Source organism: Burkholderiales bacterium (genome assembly GCA_015075645.1).
Lineage (GTDB): Bacteria > Pseudomonadota > Gammaproteobacteria > Burkholderiales > Casimicrobiaceae > VBCG01.
This window is the reverse complement of the sequence record JABTUF010000006.1, coordinates 231,222-251,994: the sequence shown is the minus strand read 5'-3', so window position 1 is coordinate 251,994 and position 20,773 is coordinate 231,222. Positions and strand designations below refer to the sequence as shown.

Here is a 20,773-nt window from a genome sequence, read left to right as displayed (position 1 = left end):
CCATGGCGTTCGCAGCGGCGACGATCCCGCAGGCCATCTCGAAACGCGGGTTCCGCCGCTGGTACGAGCGCGAGCTCCTGTCCGGCCACGCGAACCTGGTGCTGCTGGTCTTCGCGACACTCGGCGTGATGGGCGCGATGGAGGCTTTCACCTTCGAGGGCAGCGAGCGCCTCCCGCTGGCCGCCAGCGTGCTCTCCGGCGCCGCGGTGGGCGTGTGGGCGCTCCGGCGCTATCTCAAGGTGCTGTCGCGTGCCGAACTGGTCGCCAACCAGGCGGTGTGCGGCGCGTGCCGGGCGTACGGCCGCTTCGACGTCGAGCACGGCAGGAATCAGGACATGCAGGTGTGCTGCCGCGCCTGCGGGCACCGCTGGACCATCGAGTGGTAGCGGCCCGGTGTCATCCGCGCGCGCGGGCGGGACGCGCGGGCGCGCGCGCCGCATTCCCGACCGGCCGCGGGAACGTCACTCGTCCGGCATGCGGATGGTCCCGCGCAGCATCAGCCACGACACGATCGCGGTGGCGATCCCGACGCCGCCCATGAACAGCCAGAACCACACGTAGCCGCGCGAGTCCTCGCGCACGCCAGGCGGCATCGACGCGTCGATCGACGAGAAGCCGAATCCCGCATAGGCGATGCAGCCGATCGCGAAGACCACGGACGCCCAGAACGTGAACTGCGCGGACACCTTCATCGCACGAACTCCGGAAATGCAACGGCCCCGGCATCGGGCCGGGGCCGCCGCGCCGGGCCGACGATGCGCCGGCCCGGAATCGCCTTCGGACGATTACCGGTACGCCGACTCGTCGGCGTGCAGGTCGATGTCCTTGCGGTCCTTGAGGAACAGGAGGCCGATCACGAAGGTCATCAGCGCGACGATGATCGGATACCAGAGGCCGTAGTAGATGTCGCCGGAGGCCGCGACCAGTGCGGTCGCGAGCAGCGGCAGCATCCCGCCGAACCAGCCGTTCCCGATGTGGTAGGGCAGCGACATCGACGTGTAGCGGATCTTGGTCGGGAACATCTCGACCAGGAACGCCGCGATCGGCCCGTACACCATCGTCACGTAGATCAGCATGATGAACAGGATCAGCAGGGCCATCGGCCAGTTGATCGCGTTCTTGTCCGCCGACGTCGGATAGCCCTTCTCCTTCAGCACGGCCAGCGTCTTCGCCGCGTCGAAGCCCTTGAGCTCGGTGTCCGCGACCTTGATCACCACGTTCTCCGCGGCGCTTGCGGGCTGCTCGGTCGAGGTGAACGACAGACCGGCCTTGGTCAGGAAGTCCTTGGCCTTGTCGCACTCGCTGAACTTCGACCACGGGCCGACGAAGATGTGGAACTGGCAGTCGCGCGCCGCCACCGTGATCGCGTTCTTCTGCTGGAACTGCTCGAGCGCCGGATTGACGTAGTGCGTGAGCGCGCCGAACAGCGGGAAGTAGGTGAGCGCGGCGATCAGGCAGCCCGCCAGGATGATCTTCAGCCGGCCGATCTTGTCGGAGAGCCAGCCGAAGAAGATGAAGAACGGCGTGCCGAGGACGAGCGAGAGGCCGATCATCTGGTAGGCGGTCATCCCGTCGACCTTGAGCGTGATCGTGAGGAAGAACAGCGCGTAGAACTGCCCGGTGTACCAGACGACGCCCTGGCCGGCCGTCGCGCCGAGCAGCGCGAGCAGGACGTACTTGTTGTTCGGGTAGCGCAGGAAGCTCTCGGTGAGCGGCGCCTTGCTGCCCTTGCCCTCGGCCTTCATCCGCTGGAACACCGGCGATTCGTTCAGCTTGAGCCGGATGTAGACCGAGAAGATCAGCAGGATCAACGACACGAGGAACGGCAGCCGCCAGCCCCACTCGGAGAACTGCGCCGGCGTCATCCAGCCGGTGAACCGGCACAGCCCGATGACGATCAGCGCGAGGAAGAGACCGAGCGTCGCCGTCGTCTGGATCCACGAGGTGTCGAAGCCGCGGCGCCCCGGACTCGCGTGCTCGGCCACGTAGGTCGCCGCGCCGCCGTACTCGCCGCCGAGCGCGAGACCCTGCAGCAGTCGCAGGCTCACCATCAGGATCGGCGAGAGCCAACCGACCGACGCGTAGGTCGGCAACAGGCCGACCGCGAAGGTCGAGAAGCCCATCACCAGGATCGTGACGAGGAACGTGTACTTGCGGCCGACGAGGTCGCCGATGCGGCCGAAGAGGAGCGCTCCGAACGGACGGACCAGGAAGCCCGCGGCGTAGGCCGCGAACGCGGAGAGCAGCGCCGCGGTCGCGTTGCCCGGCGGGAAGAACAGCGCCGCGAAGAACGGCGCCAGCACCGCGTACAGGTAGAAGTCGTACCACTCGAACACCGTGCCCAGCGACGACGCGAAGATGACCCGCTTCTCCTCGCTGCTGAACTGTTGGGTGCCCGCCGGGCCCATGGGTCTTGCGGTCGTTGCCATCGCGCTCCTCCTCCCTGAAGTGGACGCACCGTTCGTGCGAGTCGTCTTCGACCGATCGCACGGTCAAGCTTCGCCGGCGGCCATCGCCTGGCGCTGTTGCTCATCCTGGACGGCGTGCGCCGCGCGTCGGGGTTCTGCTGCCCCCTGGGCAGTAGCGCGGACTGCACGAATATCGGGGTGGACCGCTTTCCGAATCGAACGGGAGTTCGTGGCCGGCGGCGTTTCGAAATTCGACGGATCGTAGCGACCGCCCGATTGCAGCGTCGACTGGAGGAAACCCCGGAAATGCTGGCGCTCGTCGAATGGCGCACCCGATGATCGTCTGGAATTCCTGGACGCCCTCAGGCTCGATCCGAAGGCGACGCGGGCGCGCCCGGCCGGGCGAAACACAGCCGGAAGAGCTCGGCCATCGAGGCGACCCCGAGCTTCTGGTGGATACGGCCGCGGTGGAACTCGACCGTCTTCACCGTGATGAACAGCGACTCGGCGATCGCGCGCGTCTGGTGGCCGGCGAGCACGAGGTCGAGCACTTCGCGTTCGCGGCGCGACAGCGACTCAAGTCCGGGTGGTGTCGGACCGGACGGCAGCGCGATCGGCTTCGGCTGCGCGGCGAAGTCGACGGCGGCCTTGACCACCGCGAGGAGCCGCTCGTCGTCGACCGGCTTCTCGAGGAAGTCGAACGCGCCGCGCTTCATCGCGCGCACCGCCATCGCGACGTCGCCGTGTCCGGTGAGGAACACCACCGGCAGCTCGGAGCCTTGGGCCGCGAGGCGCTCCTGCAGTTCGATGCCGGACATGCCCGGCATTCTCACGTCGAGGATGGCGCAGGCGAGCTGCGTTCCCGTCATGCGCGCGAGGAACGCATCGGCGCTCGCGTGCACGTCGACCGCGTAGCCGGCCGCGCGCAGCAGCATCGACAGCGCATCGCGGACCGCCTCGTCGTCATCGACGATCGCGATCCTGGGTTGGACATTGCGGCTCATCGGCCTCCCGCGGGGATGGTGAAGTGGAACGATGCGCCGCCGTGTTCGCCCGGGCCGTGCCCGATGTGCCCGCCGTGCATCTCGACGATCGATCTGCAGATCGACAGCCCGAGGCCGAGTCCGCCCTTCTTCGTCGTGAAGAACGACGTGTAGAGCCGGTCTTCGACCTCGGCGGGAATGCCGGGTCCGCGGTCGGTAACGCGTACGCACGGCGTGCCGCCGGCTTCCGTCGCCGTGCGGATCGTCAGTCGCCGGTACGTCACGGGCAGATCGCGCATCGCATCGACCGCATTCTGCACGAGGTTCACCACGACCTGTTCGACCAGGATGCGGTCGGCCTGCACTTCGGGCAGGTCGGGCGCGAGGTCGAGTTCGACGACGACGTGCGCGCGCTCGAGTTCGTGCTCGAGCCAGGCGAGCGCGTTTCGGACCTTGGTGTTCAGGTTGCAGGCCGCGAATTCGGGCGTGCGCCGGCGCGTGAGCTCGCGCAACTGCCTCAGGATGCCGCCGGCCCGCACCGCCTGCGCGCGGCATTTCTCCATCGCCTGGCGCACCTGCGCCAAGTCGCCTCCCTGCTCGATCAAGCGGATGCACGCGGCGTTGTAGCCGACGATCGCCTCGAGCGGCTGGTTCAGTTCGTGGGCGACGCCCGATGCCGCCTCCGTCAGCGCGACGACGCGGGCGGTCCGATGCATGGCCTCCTGATGATTGCGCTGCAGCTCCTGCGCGACATGCCGCGCGGTGACGTCGGTCAGCACCATCAGGCGCGCGCGCCGGCGGTCGACCCAGGGAATGTCGCGGGCCTGCACCACGTATCGGCGATCGCCGGACCGGTTCGCGAGCTCGGTGCCGTCGTCCCAGTCGGCCGGGCGCGCTGCGCCGCCCGACCGCTCGCCCTGCACGGTGAAGTGCGCGGCGATCGTCTCGACGGTCGGCGTCGCGGCTTCGCCCACGAGGCGCGAGAGCTGCCGGTTCGCGTAACGCATCGCGCCGGCGTTGTCGATCACGTAGACGGCGGCATCGATGCCCTCAAGCACGCGCAGGAAGCGCTCGTCGGAGTGCTCGAGCGCGCGCGCGAGGCGGCTCTGCAGTTCGACGAACAGCACGAGCGTCGCGCCCAGCACCACGCCGTCCCAGAGGGCGAGGCCGCGGTGCGCGAAACCCGGCAGGACGACCGCGCTGGCCGTCCAGGCGGCCGTCGAGGCGAGCGCCAGCGCGAAGCCCCACCCACGGCCCGCGCCCCAGGTGACGAGCGAGACCGGTGCGAGGTAGAGGACGCCGATCCGGACCTCGAATCCGGTCACGATGTCGATGACCGAGATGGCGACGACCATCGCGGTCGCGACGGCGATCGCGACGGCAGGAGAGAGGCCCGGGGGCGCGGTGGCCGCGGGAATCGCGGCCGCGGCCTCGACGGGCGCGGGGATCGGCGCATGGGCGCGCGTCATCGGGGCATTATCGCGCAGTGCGGTCGCGATGCCCGCGGCGGCCCGGGCGTGGGCGCCGACCGCCGGGCACGCTCGCGAGGCGCCGTATACTGGCCGCATGGCGTCCGCGCCCGCTGCCCAGCTCGTCGTCGCGATCAGTTCGCGCGCGCTGTTCGACTTCGAGGAGGAGAACCGCGTCTTCGAGACCGCGAACGACCGCGAGTACATGAAGCTCCAGCTCGACCGGCTGCAGGAAGCGGCGAAGCCGGGCGTGGCGTTCCCGCTGGTGCGGAAGCTCCTCGGTTTCAACGCCGACGGCGTGCGCCGCGTCGAGGTGGTGATCCTGTCGCGCAACGACCCGGTCTCGGGCCTGCGCGTGTTCCGGTCGGTGCGCGGCTCGGGCCTCGCGATCGAGCGCGGCGTGTTCACGCGCGGCCGCGCGCCCTACGGCTACCTGCGGCCGTTGAACGCGAACCTCTTCCTGTCCGCCAACAGCGACGACGTGAAGGCGGCGCTCGACGCGGGCTATCCCGCCGCCCGCGTCTACACGCGCTCGGCGGCATCCGACTCGCATCCCGACGAGGTGCGCATCGCCTTCGACGGCGATGCGGTGCTCTTCGCCGACGAAGCCGAGCGCGTCTACCAGTCGCAGGGACTCGCCGCGTTCCAGTCGCACGAATCCGATCACGCCGCGCGGCCGCTGCCGCCCGGCCCGTTCAAGCCGCTGCTCGAGGCGTTGCACCGGCTGCAGCGCGCCGACGCGGCCGACAAGGTGCCGATGCGGCTGCGCACCGCGCTCGTCACCGCGCGCAGCGCACCCGCGCACGAGCGCGCCATCCGCACGCTGATGGACTGGCACATCTCGGTCGACGAGGCGCTGTTCCTCGGCGGCCTCGACAAGGGCGCGTTCCTGCGCGAGTTCGAGCCCGATTTCTACTTCGACGACCAGACCCGCCACGTCGACTCGGCATCGCGCCACGTGCCCGCGGGCCACGTCCCGCACGGCATCGCGAACGAGTAGGTCGCGATCGCCCCGGGCGGGTGTCGGCACCGCCATCGATTGGCTGCGGGCGCGCGAGCGGTTACGATCTCGTTCGATCGAACCGGAGAACCGCCGATGCGCCTCGTCCGCCACGCCTTCGCCGTCCTGCTGCTGGCCCTGGGATTCGCCGCCTCCGCGAACGCGCAGGAGATCCGCTGCCAGAGCCGCAACTTCCAGTACCAGCACTGCCCCAGCAACGGCGAGGTGATCGACGCGACGCTGGTGCGGCAGGAATCGCAGGCCGCGTGCATACGCGGGCGCACCTGGGGCTGGAACCACAACGGCGTCTGGGTCTCGAACGGGTGCTCGGGCCGGTTCCGCGTGCAGACCTTCCAGCCGCTGCCGCCGTGGTCGGGTGGCGACCGGATGCGCTGCGAGAGCCGCGGATTCCGCTACGAGTTCTGCGCGGTGCCGCAGCGCGTGTTCGACGTGCAACTGATCCGGCAGACGTCGAACGCGGCGTGCATCCTGGGGCGCACCTGGGGCTGGCGCGCCGACGGTGTCTGGGTGAACGACGGCTGCGCCGGCGAGTTCCGCGTGCGGACCGATTTCACGCCCGCGCCGCCGGTGCGCCCGGGACTCGTGACCTGCTCGAGCCGCTCGTTCCGCTACAACGTGTGCGACACGGGCCCCATCACCGGCGCGCAACTCGTCACGCAGATCTCGCAGTCTCCCTGCATTCGCGGCCGCACCTGGGGCACGACGCGCACCGGCATCTGGGTCGATCAGGGCTGTTCGGCGACCTTCCGCATCAATCCGCGCTGGTAGCTGCCGCGCCGGGCGTCAGTTCGGTCGCACGACGCGGGCCCGCGGGACGCAGAGACGGCGCGTCTCGCCGCCGGCGAGCGTGACGTCGACCACGTCGGCGTCGACGCCGTACACCTGCGCGAGCGTCGCGGGCGTGATCGCCTCGCGCGGCGGGGCGTCCGCGACGAGGCGCCCGTCGTGCAGCAACGCGACGCGGTCGGCGCACAGGAACGCCTGGTCGGGGTCGTGCGTCGCCATCACGACGCCGATGCCCGAGCGCGCGAGCGCGCGCACCTCGTCCAGCACGCGGACCTGGTTGCCGAAGTCGAGGCTCGCGGTGGGCTCGTCCATCACCATGAGCGGGGCTTCCTGCGCGAGCGCGCGCGCGATGAGCGCGAGCTGGCGCTCGCCGCCCGAGATGCGCGTGTAGACCTGGTCCGCGAGACGCGCGAGGCCGACCCGCTCGAGGCTCGCTTGCGCGATCGCCACGTCGCGCCTGCCGGGCGAGGCGAACGGCGGCAGATGCGCGGTGCGGCCCATCAGCACGACGTCCTGCACGCTGAACGGAAACGTGCCCGCATGCGCCTGCGGCACGTACGACACGCGCCTCGCGATCGCCGCGCGCGCGAGGCCGGCGAGCGGCTCGCCGTCGAGGCGCACTTCGCCGCCCTGCGCGGGCAGGAGGCCCAGCAGCGTGCGGAACAGCGTCGACTTGCCGCCGCCGTTGGGCCCGAGCAGGCAGACGATCTCGCCCGAGGTGAAGGACAGCGAGACGTCGCGGCCGACCGGGTGGCCGGGGTAGCCGAATCTCAGGTCCACCGCCTCGAGTCGCGCGCTCACTGCCAGCTCCGCTTCGCGCGCACGAGCAGCCACAGGAAGAGCGGCGTGCCGACGAACGCCGTGAGCACGCCCAGCGGAATCTCGATGCGCGCGGTGCTGCGCGCGAGCGTGTCGACCGCGAGCAGGAACGCCGCGCCCATCACCGCGGACACCGGCAGCAGCCGGCCGAAATCGGGGCCGACGGCGAGACGAGCGAAGTGCGGCACGACGAGCCCGATCCAGCCGATGATGCCGGAGATCGACACCGCGGCCGCGGTCATCAGCGTCGCCGACGCGATGACCGCGAGACGCACGCGCGTGGTCTCGACGCCCAGGGCGCGCGCCTCCTCGTCGCCCTGCGAGAGCAGGTTGACGCGCCAGCGCATGAGCCACAGCGGCACGAGGCCGATCGCGATCGCCGGGAGTGCGGTCGCGAGATCCGAGGGAGCGGCGCCGGCGAGGCTGCCGAGGAGCCAGAACGTGATCGCCGGCAACTGGTTGTACGGGTCGGCGAGCACCTTGAGCAGCGCGACGCACGCGCCGAGCAGCGCGCCGACGAGCACGCCCGCGAGGACGAGCACGAGCAGCGGATCGTGTCCGCGCACCGCGGAGGCGATCACGTAGACGAGCGCGACCGCGACCAGGCCGAACGCGAACGCGAGACCCTGGATCGCGATCACCGGCAGCGCGAGGAAGATGCCGAGCACCGCGCCGACCGCCGCGCCGCCCGACACGCCGAGGATGTCGGGCGACACCAGCGGATTGCGGAACAGGCACTGGTACGCGGCGCCGGCCGCCGCGAGCGCGGCGCCGATCGCGACCGCGGCGCCGATGCGCGGACCGCGCACGCTCCAGACGATCGTCTCGATGGTCGCCGAGACGCTGGAGGGGGTTCCAGTGACCTTCGACCAGGCCAGCGCGGCGAGGTCGCCGGGCGCCACCGGGTAGCGGCCGACCGCGAACGCCAGCGCGACGACGGCGAGGAGCGCGACGAACGACAGTCCGGCCGCGATCCACATGCGCGCGACGGTCGACGCGCCGGTCATCGTGGACGCGTGGCGCGGTCCGTCGGCGCGTTCGGACGTCATCGTGTTCATCGCGGGCCGGGTCCGATGATACCCGCGCGACTGCGGCCGACGTCGTCCTCGCGCGGTGCGGTCAGCCCGGTGGCGCGCGTTCCGCGGTCGCGATCAGCCGATCGAGTTGCGCTTGTGTGGGCGTCTGGTGGTAGAACCGCGTGTAGTCGTCGCGCACCCGGGCGCGGAGATCGTCGGGGAACGCGTCGGGATACAGGATGCGCCCGAGCCAGCGCAGGCCGACCAGCCGGTTGACCGACGGCGGGAAATCGATCCAGCCGAAAGGCTCGGCCGGCGCGAGGTGGACGCGCCGCGACTTCACCGCGTCCACCTGCAGCCACAGCGGGTCGCGCCGGACCGAGGCGAAGAACACCGGGTCGGTCGTGACGATCACCTCCGGGTTCCACAAGAGCACCTGTTCGAGCGACACGGCGACGAGCCCGCCGCGACCGAGCGAGGCGGCGACGTTGATCGCGCCCAGGCGGTCGATCACCTCCATGTTGATCGATCCGGCGAGGCCGGTGTCCAGCCCCCGGGGACCGCGGCCGTAGTAGAGCCGCGGGCGTTTCGATGCGGGGATCGACGCCACGCGTCGCGTGACGTCGTCCACGGTGTCGCGGGCGTCGTTCGCGAGCGCGGCGGCGCGCGACTCTTCGCCGGTGAGTTCGCCGATCGCGGTGAGCGCGTCCCCGATCCGGTCGAAGGCGCCGTCGAGGAGCAGGTACGGAATGCCGGTCTGCTGCTGCACGCGGTCGGCGAGCGAGGCGAAGGTGTCGTTGACCGCGCCGTAGTCGACGATCACGTCGGGCCGTGACGCGATCACGAGTTCGACGTTCGCGGTGTTGCCGCGGCCGGTCAGCCGGCCGGTCACCGGCAGATCGGCGTACCTGGGCGGAACGAACGGACGCTCGGACGGGCGAAACGGCGTGGTCCACCCGAGGAGCGCGTCGGGCGCGACCGCGAAGACGAGGATCGATGCCGGCGGCCCGGATGCGAACACGCGCGCTGCGCGCGCGGGCACGCGGACCTTGCGGCCGGCCGCGTCGGTTACTTCGCGCGAGGGCTCCGCGCGTGCCGCCGCCGGCCACGCGAGCGCCGCCGCGATGGCCGCGGCGCGCGCGAGCCAGTCGCGGCGGCCCATGCGTGCGTCAGCCCTTGCCGACGATCACGTCGGAAGCCTTGACGATCGCGCTCGCGCTATCGCCGACCGCGAGGTGGAGTTCGTCGACGGCTTCGTTGGTGATCGACGCGGTGATCACCGCGCCGCCGGCGACCTGAATCTTCACGTGCGAGGTCGTGGCCCCGCGTTTCAGGTCGACGACCTTGCCGGGGAGTACGTTGCGGGCGGACAGTTTCATGGCTTCTCCTTGGTGTGGCACGAGATGCCGGGGTGCCATCGGGATGCACCTTGGACCGAAAGACTACTGCATCGGCGACGAACCCCGTCAGGTTACTGAAGCCTGACCCACTTCGCGGGCGTCGCGATCAACTGGTGGGTCCGACTTCAGTCGGACGCCTTCCGCCTCGTCCGGTCGAACATCGCTCCGCAGGGCTCACGGCAGCGCGAAGCCGTGCGACGCGATGATCCGACGACCCTCCGGCGAGAGGACGAACGCGACGAACTTCGCGGCCCCGTCGGGCGCGCCGTTGAGCACGGTGATGCCGTAGTCGGCGCCGACCGCGAGCGCGGGCGGAATGGTCGACACGACGAGCGACGGATGCTCGCGCTGCGCGACGATCGCGTTGGTGCAGTAGGTGAGGAACACATCGGCCTTGCCGTCGGCGACCAGCATGCCGTAGAGGCTCCGGTCCGGCGGCGGCTTCGGAGAGTTCGGCCCGCCGGTGAGTTGCAGCGCCTTCGCCGACAGCGTGGCGCCCGCGCCCGGACGAAGCTTGTCCGCCTTCTCGAACAACAGGAACGCATAGTCGCCCGAGGGATCGGCCTTCGGCGTCGAGGTGCCGACCTTGACCGCGGGATCGAGGAGCCGGTCGAGCAGCGTGTCGGTCGTCACCCGCGCTTGCGGCGTGGACAGCGCGCAGAGCTGGTTCTTCGCGAAGAGCGACACCGGACCCGCGCGCCCCGAAGCGGCGAGCGACTGCGGATGCGTCATGTTCGCGGAGGCGAACACCTGGGCCGGCGCGCCCGCCGCGATCTTGTCGCGGAGCGTGCCTGAAGCCCCGTACTCCGCCTCGACCGAGCCGCCGCCGCCGGCCTTCCATGCGGCGGCGAGGTCGCTCATCACGCCGCGCAGGCTCCCCGCCGCATGGAGCTTCACGGGGGCCTGTGCAGCGGCGAGCGAGGAGAAGGCGAACGCCGCGATGGCGAGGAGCGCGCGCGTGGGCCGCATCAGTGCGCGTCCGGGAAGAAGAGCTGCTCGCCGCCCACCTTGTAGCTCGCGATCTTCGCCTGTCCCTCGGGCGACACGAGCCAGTCGATGAACGCCTGTCCCTCCGCGGCCTTCACGTGCGGGTGCTTCGCCGGATTCACGAGCATCACGCCGTAGGGGTTGAACATGCGCCTGTCGCCCTCGACCGCGATCACGAGGTCGCCGCGGTTCTTGAACGAGAGCCAGGTCCCGCGATCGGACAGGATGTACGCGTTCATCGACGAAGCGGTGTTGAGCGCGGGACCCATGCCGGAGCCGGTCTCCTTGTACCAGGCGCCGCGGCCCGCCACCGGGTCGACGCCGGCCGCCTTGAAGTAGCGCAGTTCCGCCATGTGCGTGCCGCTCTTGTCGCCGCGCGAGACGAACGGCGCCTTCGCCTCGGCGATCGCCTTCAGCGCCGCCGAGAGGTCCTTGGTTCCCGCGACCTTCGCCGGATCGGACTTCGGCCCGATCAGCACGAAGTCGTTGTACATGACGTCGCGCCGGCCCACGCCCGAACCCTCGGCGATGAACTTGTCCTCGGCGACCCGGTCGTGCACGAACACGACGTCGGCGTCGCCGCGCCGGCCGATGTCGAGCGCCTGGCCGGTGCCCACCGCGACGACCTTGACGGTGATGCCGGTCTTCGCGGTGAACGCGGGCAGGATGTGGCCGAACAGTCCCGACTGCTCGGTCGACGTCGTCGAGGCGACGACGATCGACTTGTCCTGCGCCGCGGCCGGCAGCGCGAGGAGTGCCGCGCACGCGGCGACGAACGATACGATCAGGCGGCGTTGGATGTGCGCCATGGCAGTTCTCCTTCGAGGTAGGCGACGGCTTCCGCGGTCGCGGGCTTGCAGAAAAACACCTCGGCGGACGTGCGCTCGAGCATGCGGCCGCCGTGGAGGAAGACGATCTCGTCGGCGATCCGTCGCGCCTGGCCGAGGTTGTGCGTGACCATCACGATCTTCGTGCCCGCCGCATGGATCGCGTCGACGATGCGCTCGATCGCGTGCGTGGACCCCGGGTCGAGGTTCGCGGTGGGTTCGTCGAGGAACAGCACCTCGGGGTCGAGCATCCACGCCCGCGCGATCGCGAGGCGCTGCTGTTCGCCGCCGGAGAGCACGCGCGCCGGCTGCTGCGCGATCGACGCGAGTCCCACGCGCGCGAGCGCGTCGCGGGCGCGCGCGTCGCGCTCCGCCGCGGGAATGCCGGCGATGCGCAGCGCGAAGCGCAGGTTGCCGAGCGCGCTGCGCCGGAACATCACCGGCCGCTGGAACACCATCGCCTGCCGGCGCGGACGGCCGGGGGTCTCCACGGCCGACCAGCGCACCGCGCCCTCGGTGGGCCGCAAGAGCCCGTGCGCGATCCGCAAGAGCACGCTCTTGCCGGCGCCGTTGGGGCCGAGGATCACCGTGCGGTTCCCGTGGCCGAGTTCGAGCGACACGCGGTCGAGGATCGCGCGCCCGCGCACGACGAACGAGACGTCGTCGAGCGCCATCGGGAGGATCGAGTGCTCAGCCATAACGCCGGACCGCCGCGTCCTTGATCGACGACGCCGCGGTATTGAGAACGAGCACGATCGCGAGGAGGACGATGCCGAGCCCCAGCGCCAGCGGGAGGTCGCCCTTCGAGGTCTCCAGCGCGATCGCCGTGGTCATCACGCGCGTCACGCCGTCGATGTTGCCGCCGACGATCATCACCGCGCCGACCTCGGCGATCGCGCGCCCGAACCCGGCCAGCACGATCGTGACGAGCGTGAAGCGCAGGTCGAAGAGCAGCGCGAGCGCGGAGGTCCACGGCGTCGCGCCGAGCGAAATGAGTTGCTCGCGCGATTCGCCCCAGGCGTCGGCGACGACCTGGCGCGTGAGCGCGGCGAGGAGCGGGAACAGCAGCACCGCCTGCGCGACCACCATCGCGGGCGGAGTGAACAGGAGGCCGAGCGCGCCGAGCGGGCCCGCGCGCGAGAGCAGCAGGTAGACCGCGAGGCCGACGACCACCGCGGGCAGGCCCATCAGCGCGTTCAGCGTCGTCACCACCGCGCGCTTGCCGGGGAACGACCCGACCGCGATGGCCGCGCCCGCCGGAAGCGCGAGCGCGGAGCCGACCGTGACCGACGTGAGGCTCACGCCGAGCGACAGCAGCACGATCTCGACCAACGTCTGGTCGAGGCGCGCGACCATCGAGAAGGCTTCGGAGAAGGCGAGGGCGATCGTGTTCACGGCGAGAGAGGGCGCGCGAGGCGGGTCGCGGGCTCGCCGGAGTCTAGGGGAAAAGCGCGCCTCCTGCCGCAACATAGGCAATAGACTTCATATGTGCATCGAGTCTGCCCCGAAAGGCGGCGCGGATCACGCCCGGACCGGCGCAGGCGCGCGCGGAGCCTCGACCGCGGGCGCGCGGTCGGCGATCGTCGCGGCGGCGAGCCAGTCGACGAGGAACTGCAGCGCTTCGAAGGTCGAGTCGCCGCGGGCGCGGCGCCCGCGGAAGATCGCGAGCTGCGCGTGCGCGCTGGTGCCGTCGCGCAGGATCTCGCGCACGCGGCGCAGCGATGGCTCGCAACCGAGCGCCTGCGCGTCCTCCGCGACCGTGTCGAGCAGACGCTCGATGACGCTCCGGCACGGCACGGCAGGCGCGCCGTCGAACGCCAGGAAGGACGCGTCGAGGCCGAACCGCTTGGCCCGCCAGCGGTTCTCGTCGACGAGGCGCCGCGTGAACGGCGTCCACGCGGCGCCCAAGTCGGGCCGCCGCGTGAGGCAGCGGAGCAGGCATCGGTACAGCGCCGCGATGGCGACCGCGTCGTCGACGCGCGTGCAGGCGTCGCAGATGCGCAGTTCGAGCGTCGGGAAACGCATGGCCGGGCGGATCGCCCACCACAGGTAGCTCGCGTCGCGCGCGGCGCCGCCGGCGACGAGCAGCTCGACGAAACGCGCGTACTCGGCTTCGCTCTCGAAATGGTCGGGAATCCCGGTGCGCGGCCATTCGTCGTACGCGGCCTGCCGGTAGGACATGAGCCCGGTCGCCGCGCGGTTCCAGAACGGCGAGGACGTCGACAGCGCGAGGAACGCGGGGAGCCAGGGCATCACGCGGTTCATCAGCGCCACGCGGTCGACGCCGGCGGGAACGGCGACGTGGACGTGCAGGCCGCACAGCACGTTGCGCCGCGCGACGATCTGGAAGTCCTCGACGATGCCGCGGTAGCGGGTCTTCGGCGTCTCGACCTGCTCGCCCCAGGCGGCGATCGGGTGGGTGCCGGCCGCGAGCATCCGCAGGTCCTTCTCCGCGGCGATGGCGGCGACGCCGCGCCGGAGCGAGGCCATCGTCCCGAGCGCCTCGGCGCAGCTCGAGAACACCGGCGAGACGATCTCGATCTGCGAGTGCAGGAGTTCGGGCGCGATCGCGTCGCCGAAACGCCGGCGGCACGCGCGCATCAGCGAGCGCGGGACCGAAGTCGCCAGCGCGCGCGAGCGCGGGTGCGCGAGGAAGAACTCCTCCTCGAGCCCGAAGGTCCAGGGAAAGGCGGGCGATTCGTGCGTCATCGTCGGATCCGCGCGCGGTCGGCGTCGCGGACCGACGACTCTACCGGCGCGCGCGGCAGCGCACCGTAGGACGAACGCCGAATCGCTCCGGACCGGCGCGCGCGCCTCGACGCGCGATCAGCGCTCGCGGCGCTTTCGTCCGTAGAACGGGTGGCGCGGGTCGTGGTAGCCCGGTGTCGACGGATGCCCGGGCCGCACGAGTTCATCGACGAGCGCCTCGTCGTCGGCCGACCATGCGGTGCCGACCGCATCCGCATAGTCCTGCCATTGCGCGAGCGTGCGCGGACCGGCGATCACCGTGGTCACGATCGGGTTCGCCCACAGCCACGCGAGCGCGAATTGCGTCGCCGTGCGGCCGGTCGCCTCCGCATGGGCCTTGAGCGTCTGCGCGATCGCGAGGCTCTCGGCGCGGAATTCGGTTTCCATCATCCGGCGGTCGTTGCGCTCGACGCGCGAGTCGGGCGGCGGCGGCGCGCCGGGCGCGTACTTGCCGGTCAGGATGCCGCGCGCGATCGGCGAATAGGGCGCGACGCCGAGGCCGTAGTGGTCGCACGCGGGCAGGATCTCGACTTCGGGCATGCGGTTCAGCAGGTTGTAGCTCGGCTGGCAGACGATCGGCGCGGGGACGCCGTTGCGCCGGCAGGCGGCCACGGTCTCGGCGATGCGCCAGCCGCGGAAGTTCGACACGCCGAAGTAGCGCACCTTGCCCACGCGGATCAGGTCGCCCATCGCGCCGACCGACTCGTCGAGCGGCGTCGACGGGTCGTCGCGGTGCAGGTAGTAGACGTCGATGCGGTCGGTCGATAGTCGCGCGAGGCTCGCGTCGCAGGCGCGCAGGATCCACGCGCGCGACGATCCGCCGTTGTTGCGCTCGTCGGCCATCCGGTTGCCGACCTTGGTGGCGAGCACCCAGTGGTTGCGCTCGGCGCGGATCGCCGCGCCGACGATCCGCTCGGACTCGCCCATCACGTAGGCGTCGGCGGTGTCGATGAACGTCACGCCGGCATCGCGCGCGTGCGCGACGATCTCATGGGCCTCCGCCGCGCCGGTGCGCTCGCCGAAGGTCATCGTGCCGAGCGTCAGCGTCGACACCTCGAGTCCGCTCGCGCCAAGGTGCTTGTACTTCATCGACCCCATCCCCCGTCCGGAACCGCCGACTATGCCGCAGCGTCGGACGGCCCGCAATCGCGCACCCGATATAATCGCGGCCCCGCCTTCCGGACCGAACGCCGGCGCCGCAAGGGCGTCTCCGCGGGACATCCCGATGAACGTGCTGTTCGAAGACGACGGCCAGATCAGGGCCGGCACGGTGCTCGCCGACCAGGCGACCTCGCTGCAGGTCGAGGTGTCGACCGGCCGGCGCATCAAGCTCAAGGCGGCGAACGTGCTGCTGCGCTTCGCGTCGCCCGCGGCGGGCGAGGTGCTGACGCAGGCCGAGGCCATCGCCTCCACGCTCGACGCGCAGTTCCTCTGGGAAGTTTCCGGCGACGACGAGTTCGGCTTCGACGCGCTCGCGCGCGAGTACTTCGGCGCGCAGGCGAACGCGCCCGAGCAGGCGGCGGTCCTGCGCGTCCTGCACGCCTCGCCGATGCACTTCTACAAGCGGGGCAAGGGGCGCTACCGCAAGGCGCCGCCGGAGTCGCTCGCCGCCGCGCTCGCCTCGGTCGAGCGCAAGCGGCGCGAAGCGGAACAGGTCGCCGCGTGGGTCGAGGCGCTCGCGCGTCGCGCGCTGCCGGCCGAACTCGCCGCGAAGCGCACCATGCTGCTCTACCGTCCGGAGAAGAATTCGCTCGAATGGAAGGCGCTCGCCGCGGCCTGCGAGGCCGAGCGCATGCAGCCGGTCGCGATGCTCGCCGCGTGCGGCGCGATTCCGTCGACCCACGACTACCACTTCGACGCCTTCCTCGCGCAGGCGTTTCCGCGCGGCACGGCGTTCGCGCCGTGGCCGCCGGTCGGAACGTTGCCCGACCTGCCGCTCGCCGAGGGCGTGCGCGCGTTCTCGATCGACGATGCGGCGACCACCGAGATCGACGACGCGTTCTCGGTGCGCGAACTGCCGGGCGGGCGCACCGAGATCGGCATCCACATCGCCGCGCCCGCGCTGGCGCTCGAACGCGGCGGCGCGCTCGACGCGATCGCGCGCGAGCGCCTGTCGACCGTCTACATGCCCGGGCGCAAGATCACCATGCTGCCCGACGAGGTCGTCGCCGAATTCTCGCTCGCGGCGGGCGAGGCGCGGCCCGCGCTCTCGCTCTACGTCGAACTCGACGGGTCGGGCGCGCCCGCCTCGCACCGCACGGTGGCCGAGCGCGTGCCCATCGCCGCCAACATCGCGCTCGGCGGGGCGAGCGAAGCGTTCGCGCGCCCGCTGCCCTCGGCGGACGATCCGCCGTGGACGGCCGAGATGCGCGTGCTGTGGCGCCTCGCGCAGCACCTCGGCGCGGCGCGCGGCAAGGTCGAGGTCGATCGCATCGACTTCGCCTTCGAGGTCGACTGGGACGCGCGAAGCGCGGTGGACGAGCCGGGCCGGGTGTCGATCCTGCCGCGTCCGCGCGGCTCGCCGCTCGACACGCTCGTCTCGGAACTGATGATTCATGCGAACGCGACCTGGGGCCGGCTCCTCGCGCAGGCCGGCGCGGCGGGCCTCTACCGCGTGCAGTCCGGCGGCAAGGTGAAGATGAGCACCCGACCCGGCGAACATCAAGGGCTCGGCCTCACCCACTACCTGTGGTCGAGTTCGCCGCTGCGCCGCTACGCCGACCTCGTGAACCAGCGTCAGATCCTCGCGGTGATCGCGGGCGGGAAGCCCCCGTACGCGCAGAACGACGCCGAACTCGTCGCCGCGATGGCGGACTTCGAGGCGACCTACGGGCAGTACGCGGAGTTCCAGGAGCGCATGGAGCACTACTGGTGCCTGCGCTGGCTCCTGCAGGAGCGCGCGGACATCGTCGATGCGACCGTCGAGCGCGAGGGCGTCGCCCGGCTCACGCCGATTCCGCTTCGGGTGAAGCTCGCCGGGTTGCCCTCGCTCGTCCCCGGGACGCCGGTCCGGGTCCAGATCGTGCGCATCGATCTCCTCGAGGCGACGTTGGAAGCGCGCTACGCCGGGATGCCGGAAGGCGCGAAGTCCGGCACGGAAGCTGCTGTATCGCCTTGAGGTTCCCTACAATGGGCGGATCGCTTCCCCGCCCCCGTTGCCCCGGTGCCCCGCAAGCCGACCCCGGCCAAGCCGCCCGACCCGGTTCCCGCGTCCGCCGACGCCGCTTCCCGGCCGCGGACACCGCGACGCGCGCCGAAGGCTGACGCGCCGGCGCCCCCGGCACAGCCTCCGGCACCTGAGCGGACGAAGCCGCGCACGGGCGCTGTGCCGACCGCCGCCGAGTCGTCATCGCGCTCTGGCGGCACGAAGACTCCGCCTCGGGCGACTCCCGCACCTGTGCCCGTAGCGGCGGTTCCAGCGAGGCGGTCCGGCGGGGATGCGGCCGTGCGCCCGGCTGCGTCCGGCGTTCGTGCGGCGCGCGCGGTGGTGCGGCCGCTCGTGTCGGTGGCGCCGACCCCGATCGCCGTCGAACCGATGACGACGCCGTCGCGGGCGCGGTTGCATCCGGCCGGAGCGCTGCCGCCCGCGACGATCCCGCCCGAAGCGCTCGCCGGGCCGCCCCGGCGCATGCTGTTCCGCGGCGTGAGCCTCGGCACGGGCATCGCGTTCGGCCTGTCCGCCGCGGTCCACCTCGTCCTGCTGTCGATCCACTTCGCGCCGGCGGATCTGAAGCGTCTTTTCGACCGCGGTCCGCCGCTCGAGGTCGCGCTCGTCAACGCGAAGACGAAGGAGCGGCCCGACAAGCCGGAACTCCTCGCGCAGGCGAACCTCGACGGCGGCGGCAACACCGACGCGAACCGGCGCGCGAAGACGCCGCTGCCGGTGCTTCCGAAGGAGCAGCAGCGCGAGGACATCGCGATCGCCACCGAGCGGGTGCAGGCGCTCGAGAAGAAGACGCAGGAACTGCTGACCCAGCTTCGCGCCGCTCCGCTCGTGCCGGTTCAGCCCGCCCCCACGATCAACGCCGACCGCAACGACACGCCGACCGCGAACGAGATGATGCAGCGCACGCTCGACGCGATGCGGCTCGAGGCGCAGATCGCGAAGGACATGGACGCCTACCAGAAGCGCCCGAAGCGGCGCTTCGTCGGGGCGCGCGCCGAGGAGTACCGCTTCGCGCGCTACGTCGAGGACTGGCGGCTCAAGGTCGAGCGCGTCGGCAATCTCAACTATCCCGAGGCCGCGCGCCAGAACAGGCTGTACGGCAGCCTGCTCATCACCGTGTCGATCAGGGCCGACGGCTCGGTGGAGAACATCGAGGTGAACCGCTCGTCGGGCAATCGCGTGCTCGACGCCGCCGCGCTGCACATCGTCCGGATGGCCGCGCCCTACGCTCCGTTCCCGCCCGACATCCACCGCGACACCGACGTCCTGCACATCACGCGCACCTGGACGTTCACGAAGGCCGACGAGCTCATCAGTCAGTAGTCAGTTGGCAGTTGACAGTTGACAGTGGCGGCGGAGTGCCCGGTGGCCGCGCATCGAGCGCGGGTGGGAGGCTGAAGTTGGCGGGCAAGAACGCGGGCGCGAACGCGGAGCCCGCGCACAGGAATCCCTCGGAATCGCGCATCGGCGATAATCCGGTCCGACCCGCCCTCGCGCGCGCTGGGCCGTGCGGCCCACTTCCCTCGGACGCCTGTCAACTGACAACTGACAACTGACAACTGACAACTGACAACTGACAACTGAAATGCCTGCCCGCTACGCCGTCATCGGCAACCCGATCGCGCACTCGAAATCGCCGCCCATCCACGCCGCGTTCGCCGCGTCGACCGGGCAGGACATGACCTACGAGCGGCTTCTCGCGCCGCGCGACGCGTTCCGGGCGACGGTCGAACGCTTCGCCGCCGAGGGCGGAATGGGCCTGAACGTGACCATACCGTTCAAGCTCGAGGCATTCGCCGTCGCCACCGAGACGACCGAGCGCGCGAGGCTCGCGGGCGCCGTCAATACGCTCGCCCGTGTCGGCGACGCGTGGCACGCCGACAACACCGACGGCGTGGGGCTCGTGCGCGACCTCACCGTCAACCTCCATGCCGATGTCCGCGGGCGCGCGATCGCGATCCTCGGTGCGGGCGGCGCGGTGCGCGGGATCCTGAAGCCGCTCCTCGACGCCGGCGCGGCGTCGGTCGCGATCAGCAACCGCACGATGTCGAAGGCGGTGCAAGTCGCCGCGGAGTTCTCGCGCTACGGCCGTGTCGAAGCCTTCGATCCGCAGGCCATCGGGGCGCGCCGCCACGAGATCGTGATCAACGCGACGAGCCTCGGCATGGGCGGCGCGCAGGTCGACGCGTTCCCGTTCGCCGGGACCCTGTTCGCGCCCGGCGCGTTCGCCTACGACCTCATCTACTCGGACCTGCCGACCCCGTTCATGCGCTGGGCGCGCGAGCACGGCGCGGGTGGCGCTTCCGACGGCATGGGCATGCTGGTCGAGCAGGCCGCCGAGAGCTTCGCGCTGTGGCGCGGCGTGCGGCCCGACACGAAGTCGGTATTCGCGCTGCTCCGGCCGGGCGCGTAGTTCCCGATGGCGCGGTCGACGCCGGCGCGTTGGACGCTCCGCGCGCTCGTCGCGCTCGTCGTCGCGTTCGCGCTGGTCCAGGCGTGGTTCGCCGCGCACATCCTCTGGTACCGCTGGAATCCTCCCGGAGAGACCGCCTTCATGGAGCAGCGGCTCGCCGAGATGCGCGTCAAGCAACCCAAGGCGGTGATCCGCTACCGATGGGTGCCCGCGGAGAAGATCTCCCGGCAGCTCAAGCGGGCGGTCATCGCGGCCGAGGACGCGAAGTTCGTCGAGCACTCGGGCTTCGACTGGGAGGCGATCGCGAAGGCGCGCGAGAAGAACGAGCGTCGCGGCAAGGTGGCCTACGGCGGCTCGACGATCACGCAACAGCTCGCGAAGAACCTGTTCCTCTCGCCGGACCGCAGCTACGTGCGGAAAGCGCAGGAGGCGCTCATCACCGTGATGATGGAGGCGCTGCTGCCCAAGCGGCGCATCCTCGAGCTCTACCTCAACGTCATCGAGTGGGGCAACGGCGTGTTCGGCGCCGAGGCGGCCGCGCGGCGCTACTTCGGCGTCTCCGCGGGCCAGCTCTCCGACGAGCAGGCCGCGCGGCTCGCGGCGATGGTCCCGTCCCCGCGCCGCTTCGAGCGCAATCCGGGCTCCGAGTACCTCGACGGCCGCGTCGCGACGATCCTCGCGCGGATGCCCTCGGCGTCCGTGCCCTGACTCGGCGCGCGCCGCGCCCGCG

Annotated in this window: 21 protein-coding genes; 7 read left to right on the top strand and 14 right to left on the bottom strand. The window is 71.2% G+C overall.

The annotated features are described in order from the left end of the window. Positions 1-2: 2 nt before the first annotated feature. Entirely contained in the window at positions 3-386 is a 384-nt protein-coding gene (locus tag HS109_16745; GenBank protein ID MBE7524017.1) for a hypothetical protein, read from the top strand. 75 nt (positions 387-461) lie between these two features. Here HS109_16745 and HS109_16740 read toward each other — a convergent pair whose 3' ends face one another. The 4 genes from HS109_16740 to HS109_16725 form a co-directional block, all read right to left on the bottom strand. Further along, complete coding sequence (locus HS109_16740; GenBank protein ID MBE7524016.1) at positions 462-692, bottom strand: hypothetical protein; 231 nt, start codon at positions 690-692, stop codon at positions 462-464. A gap of 93 nt (positions 693-785) precedes the next feature. Then, positions 786-2,408 (bottom strand): MFS transporter, encoded by a 1,623-nt coding sequence (locus HS109_16735; protein MBE7524015.1) that lies wholly within the window; start codon positions 2,406-2,408, stop codon positions 786-788. A gap of 362 nt (positions 2,409-2,770) precedes the next feature. Further along, positions 2,771-3,412: a response regulator transcription factor gene (locus tag HS109_16730; protein MBE7524014.1), complete on the bottom strand. Its 642-nt coding sequence runs from the start codon at positions 3,410-3,412 to the stop codon at positions 2,771-2,773. After that, positions 3,409-4,860, bottom strand: coding sequence for a hypothetical protein (locus HS109_16725; protein ID MBE7524013.1), 1,452 nt, complete (start codon positions 4,858-4,860; stop codon positions 3,409-3,411). The genes HS109_16730 and HS109_16725 overlap by 4 nt, the downstream gene beginning before the upstream one ends. A 97-nt stretch (positions 4,861-4,957) precedes the next feature. Between HS109_16725 and HS109_16720 the strand changes: the two genes are divergently transcribed. Both HS109_16720 and HS109_16715 read left to right on the top strand, forming a co-directional pair. Next, on the top strand, positions 4,958-5,860 hold the full coding sequence (locus HS109_16720; GenBank protein MBE7524012.1) for a 5'-nucleotidase: 903 nt from the start codon (positions 4,958-4,960) through the stop codon (positions 5,858-5,860). 96 nt (positions 5,861-5,956) lie between these two features. Further along, positions 5,957-6,649 (top strand): DUF3011 domain-containing protein, encoded by a 693-nt coding sequence (locus HS109_16715; GenBank protein MBE7524011.1) that lies wholly within the window; start codon positions 5,957-5,959, stop codon positions 6,647-6,649. Between the two features lie 15 nt (positions 6,650-6,664). On the opposite strand, the gene HS109_16710 is transcribed toward HS109_16715, so the two are convergent. The 10 genes from HS109_16710 to HS109_16665 form a co-directional block, all read right to left on the bottom strand. Then, on the bottom strand, positions 6,665-7,501 hold the full coding sequence (locus HS109_16710; protein ID MBE7524010.1) for an ABC transporter ATP-binding protein: 837 nt from the start codon (positions 7,499-7,501) through the stop codon (positions 6,665-6,667). Beyond that, positions 7,465-8,493: an iron ABC transporter permease gene (locus tag HS109_16705; GenBank protein MBE7524009.1), complete on the bottom strand. Its 1,029-nt coding sequence runs from the start codon at positions 8,491-8,493 to the stop codon at positions 7,465-7,467. Before HS109_16705 ends, HS109_16710 begins: the two co-directional genes overlap by 37 nt. A 112-nt stretch (positions 8,494-8,605) precedes the next feature. Further along, entirely contained in the window at positions 8,606-9,664 is a 1,059-nt protein-coding gene (locus HS109_16700) for an iron ABC transporter substrate-binding protein (GenBank protein MBE7524008.1), read from the bottom strand. Positions 9,665-9,671: 7 nt separating this feature from the next. Next, the gene (locus HS109_16695) at positions 9,672-9,881 is read right to left on the bottom strand and encodes a TOBE domain-containing protein (GenBank protein ID MBE7524007.1); all 210 of its coding nucleotides are present in this window, start codon (positions 9,879-9,881) and stop codon (positions 9,672-9,674) included. A 195-nt stretch (positions 9,882-10,076) separates the two neighbouring features. Next, positions 10,077-10,871, bottom strand: coding sequence for a molybdate ABC transporter substrate-binding protein (locus HS109_16690; GenBank protein ID MBE7524006.1), 795 nt, complete (start codon positions 10,869-10,871; stop codon positions 10,077-10,079). Further along, positions 10,871-11,698 (bottom strand): extracellular solute-binding protein, encoded by an 828-nt coding sequence (locus HS109_16685; GenBank protein ID MBE7524005.1) that lies wholly within the window; start codon positions 11,696-11,698, stop codon positions 10,871-10,873. The genes HS109_16690 and HS109_16685 overlap by 1 nt, the downstream gene beginning before the upstream one ends. After that, positions 11,674-12,414, bottom strand: coding sequence for an ATP-binding cassette domain-containing protein (locus HS109_16680; protein MBE7524004.1), 741 nt, complete (start codon positions 12,412-12,414; stop codon positions 11,674-11,676). Before HS109_16680 ends, HS109_16685 begins: the two co-directional genes overlap by 25 nt. Beyond that, positions 12,407-13,186: an ABC transporter permease gene (locus HS109_16675; GenBank protein MBE7524003.1), complete on the bottom strand. Its 780-nt coding sequence runs from the start codon at positions 13,184-13,186 to the stop codon at positions 12,407-12,409. Before HS109_16675 ends, HS109_16680 begins: the two co-directional genes overlap by 8 nt. A 51-nt stretch (positions 13,187-13,237) precedes the next feature. After that, positions 13,238-14,425, bottom strand: a complete 1,188-nt coding sequence (locus tag HS109_16670) for a carboxylate-amine ligase (GenBank protein ID MBE7524002.1) — start codon at positions 14,423-14,425, stop codon at positions 13,238-13,240. Between the two features lie 117 nt (positions 14,426-14,542). After that, positions 14,543-15,553 carry an aldo/keto reductase gene (locus HS109_16665; protein MBE7524001.1) on the bottom strand — a complete coding sequence of 337 codons (1,011 nt, stop codon included), beginning with the start codon at positions 15,551-15,553 and terminating at the stop codon, positions 14,543-14,545. 136 nt (positions 15,554-15,689) lie between these two features. Here HS109_16665 and HS109_16660 point away from each other — a divergent pair, with 136 nt between their 5' ends. The 4 genes from HS109_16660 (at position 15,690) to mtgA (ending at position 20,751) form a co-directional block, all read left to right on the top strand. Further along, positions 15,690-17,582 carry an RNB domain-containing ribonuclease gene (locus HS109_16660; protein MBE7524000.1) on the top strand — a complete coding sequence of 631 codons (1,893 nt, stop codon included), beginning with the start codon at positions 15,690-15,692 and terminating at the stop codon, positions 17,580-17,582. Between the two features lie 510 nt (positions 17,583-18,092). Next, entirely contained in the window at positions 18,093-18,953 is an 861-nt protein-coding gene (locus HS109_16655; GenBank protein ID MBE7523999.1) for an energy transducer TonB, read from the top strand. A 262-nt stretch (positions 18,954-19,215) separates the two neighbouring features. Next, positions 19,216-20,043, top strand: a complete 828-nt coding sequence (aroE, locus tag HS109_16650; GenBank protein MBE7523998.1) for a shikimate dehydrogenase — start codon at positions 19,216-19,218, stop codon at positions 20,041-20,043. A 6-nt stretch (positions 20,044-20,049) separates the two neighbouring features. Beyond that, positions 20,050-20,751 carry a monofunctional biosynthetic peptidoglycan transglycosylase gene (gene mtgA, locus HS109_16645; protein ID MBE7523997.1) on the top strand — a complete coding sequence of 234 codons (702 nt, stop codon included), beginning with the start codon at positions 20,050-20,052 and terminating at the stop codon, positions 20,749-20,751. The last annotated feature ends 22 nt before the right edge of the window (positions 20,752-20,773 follow it).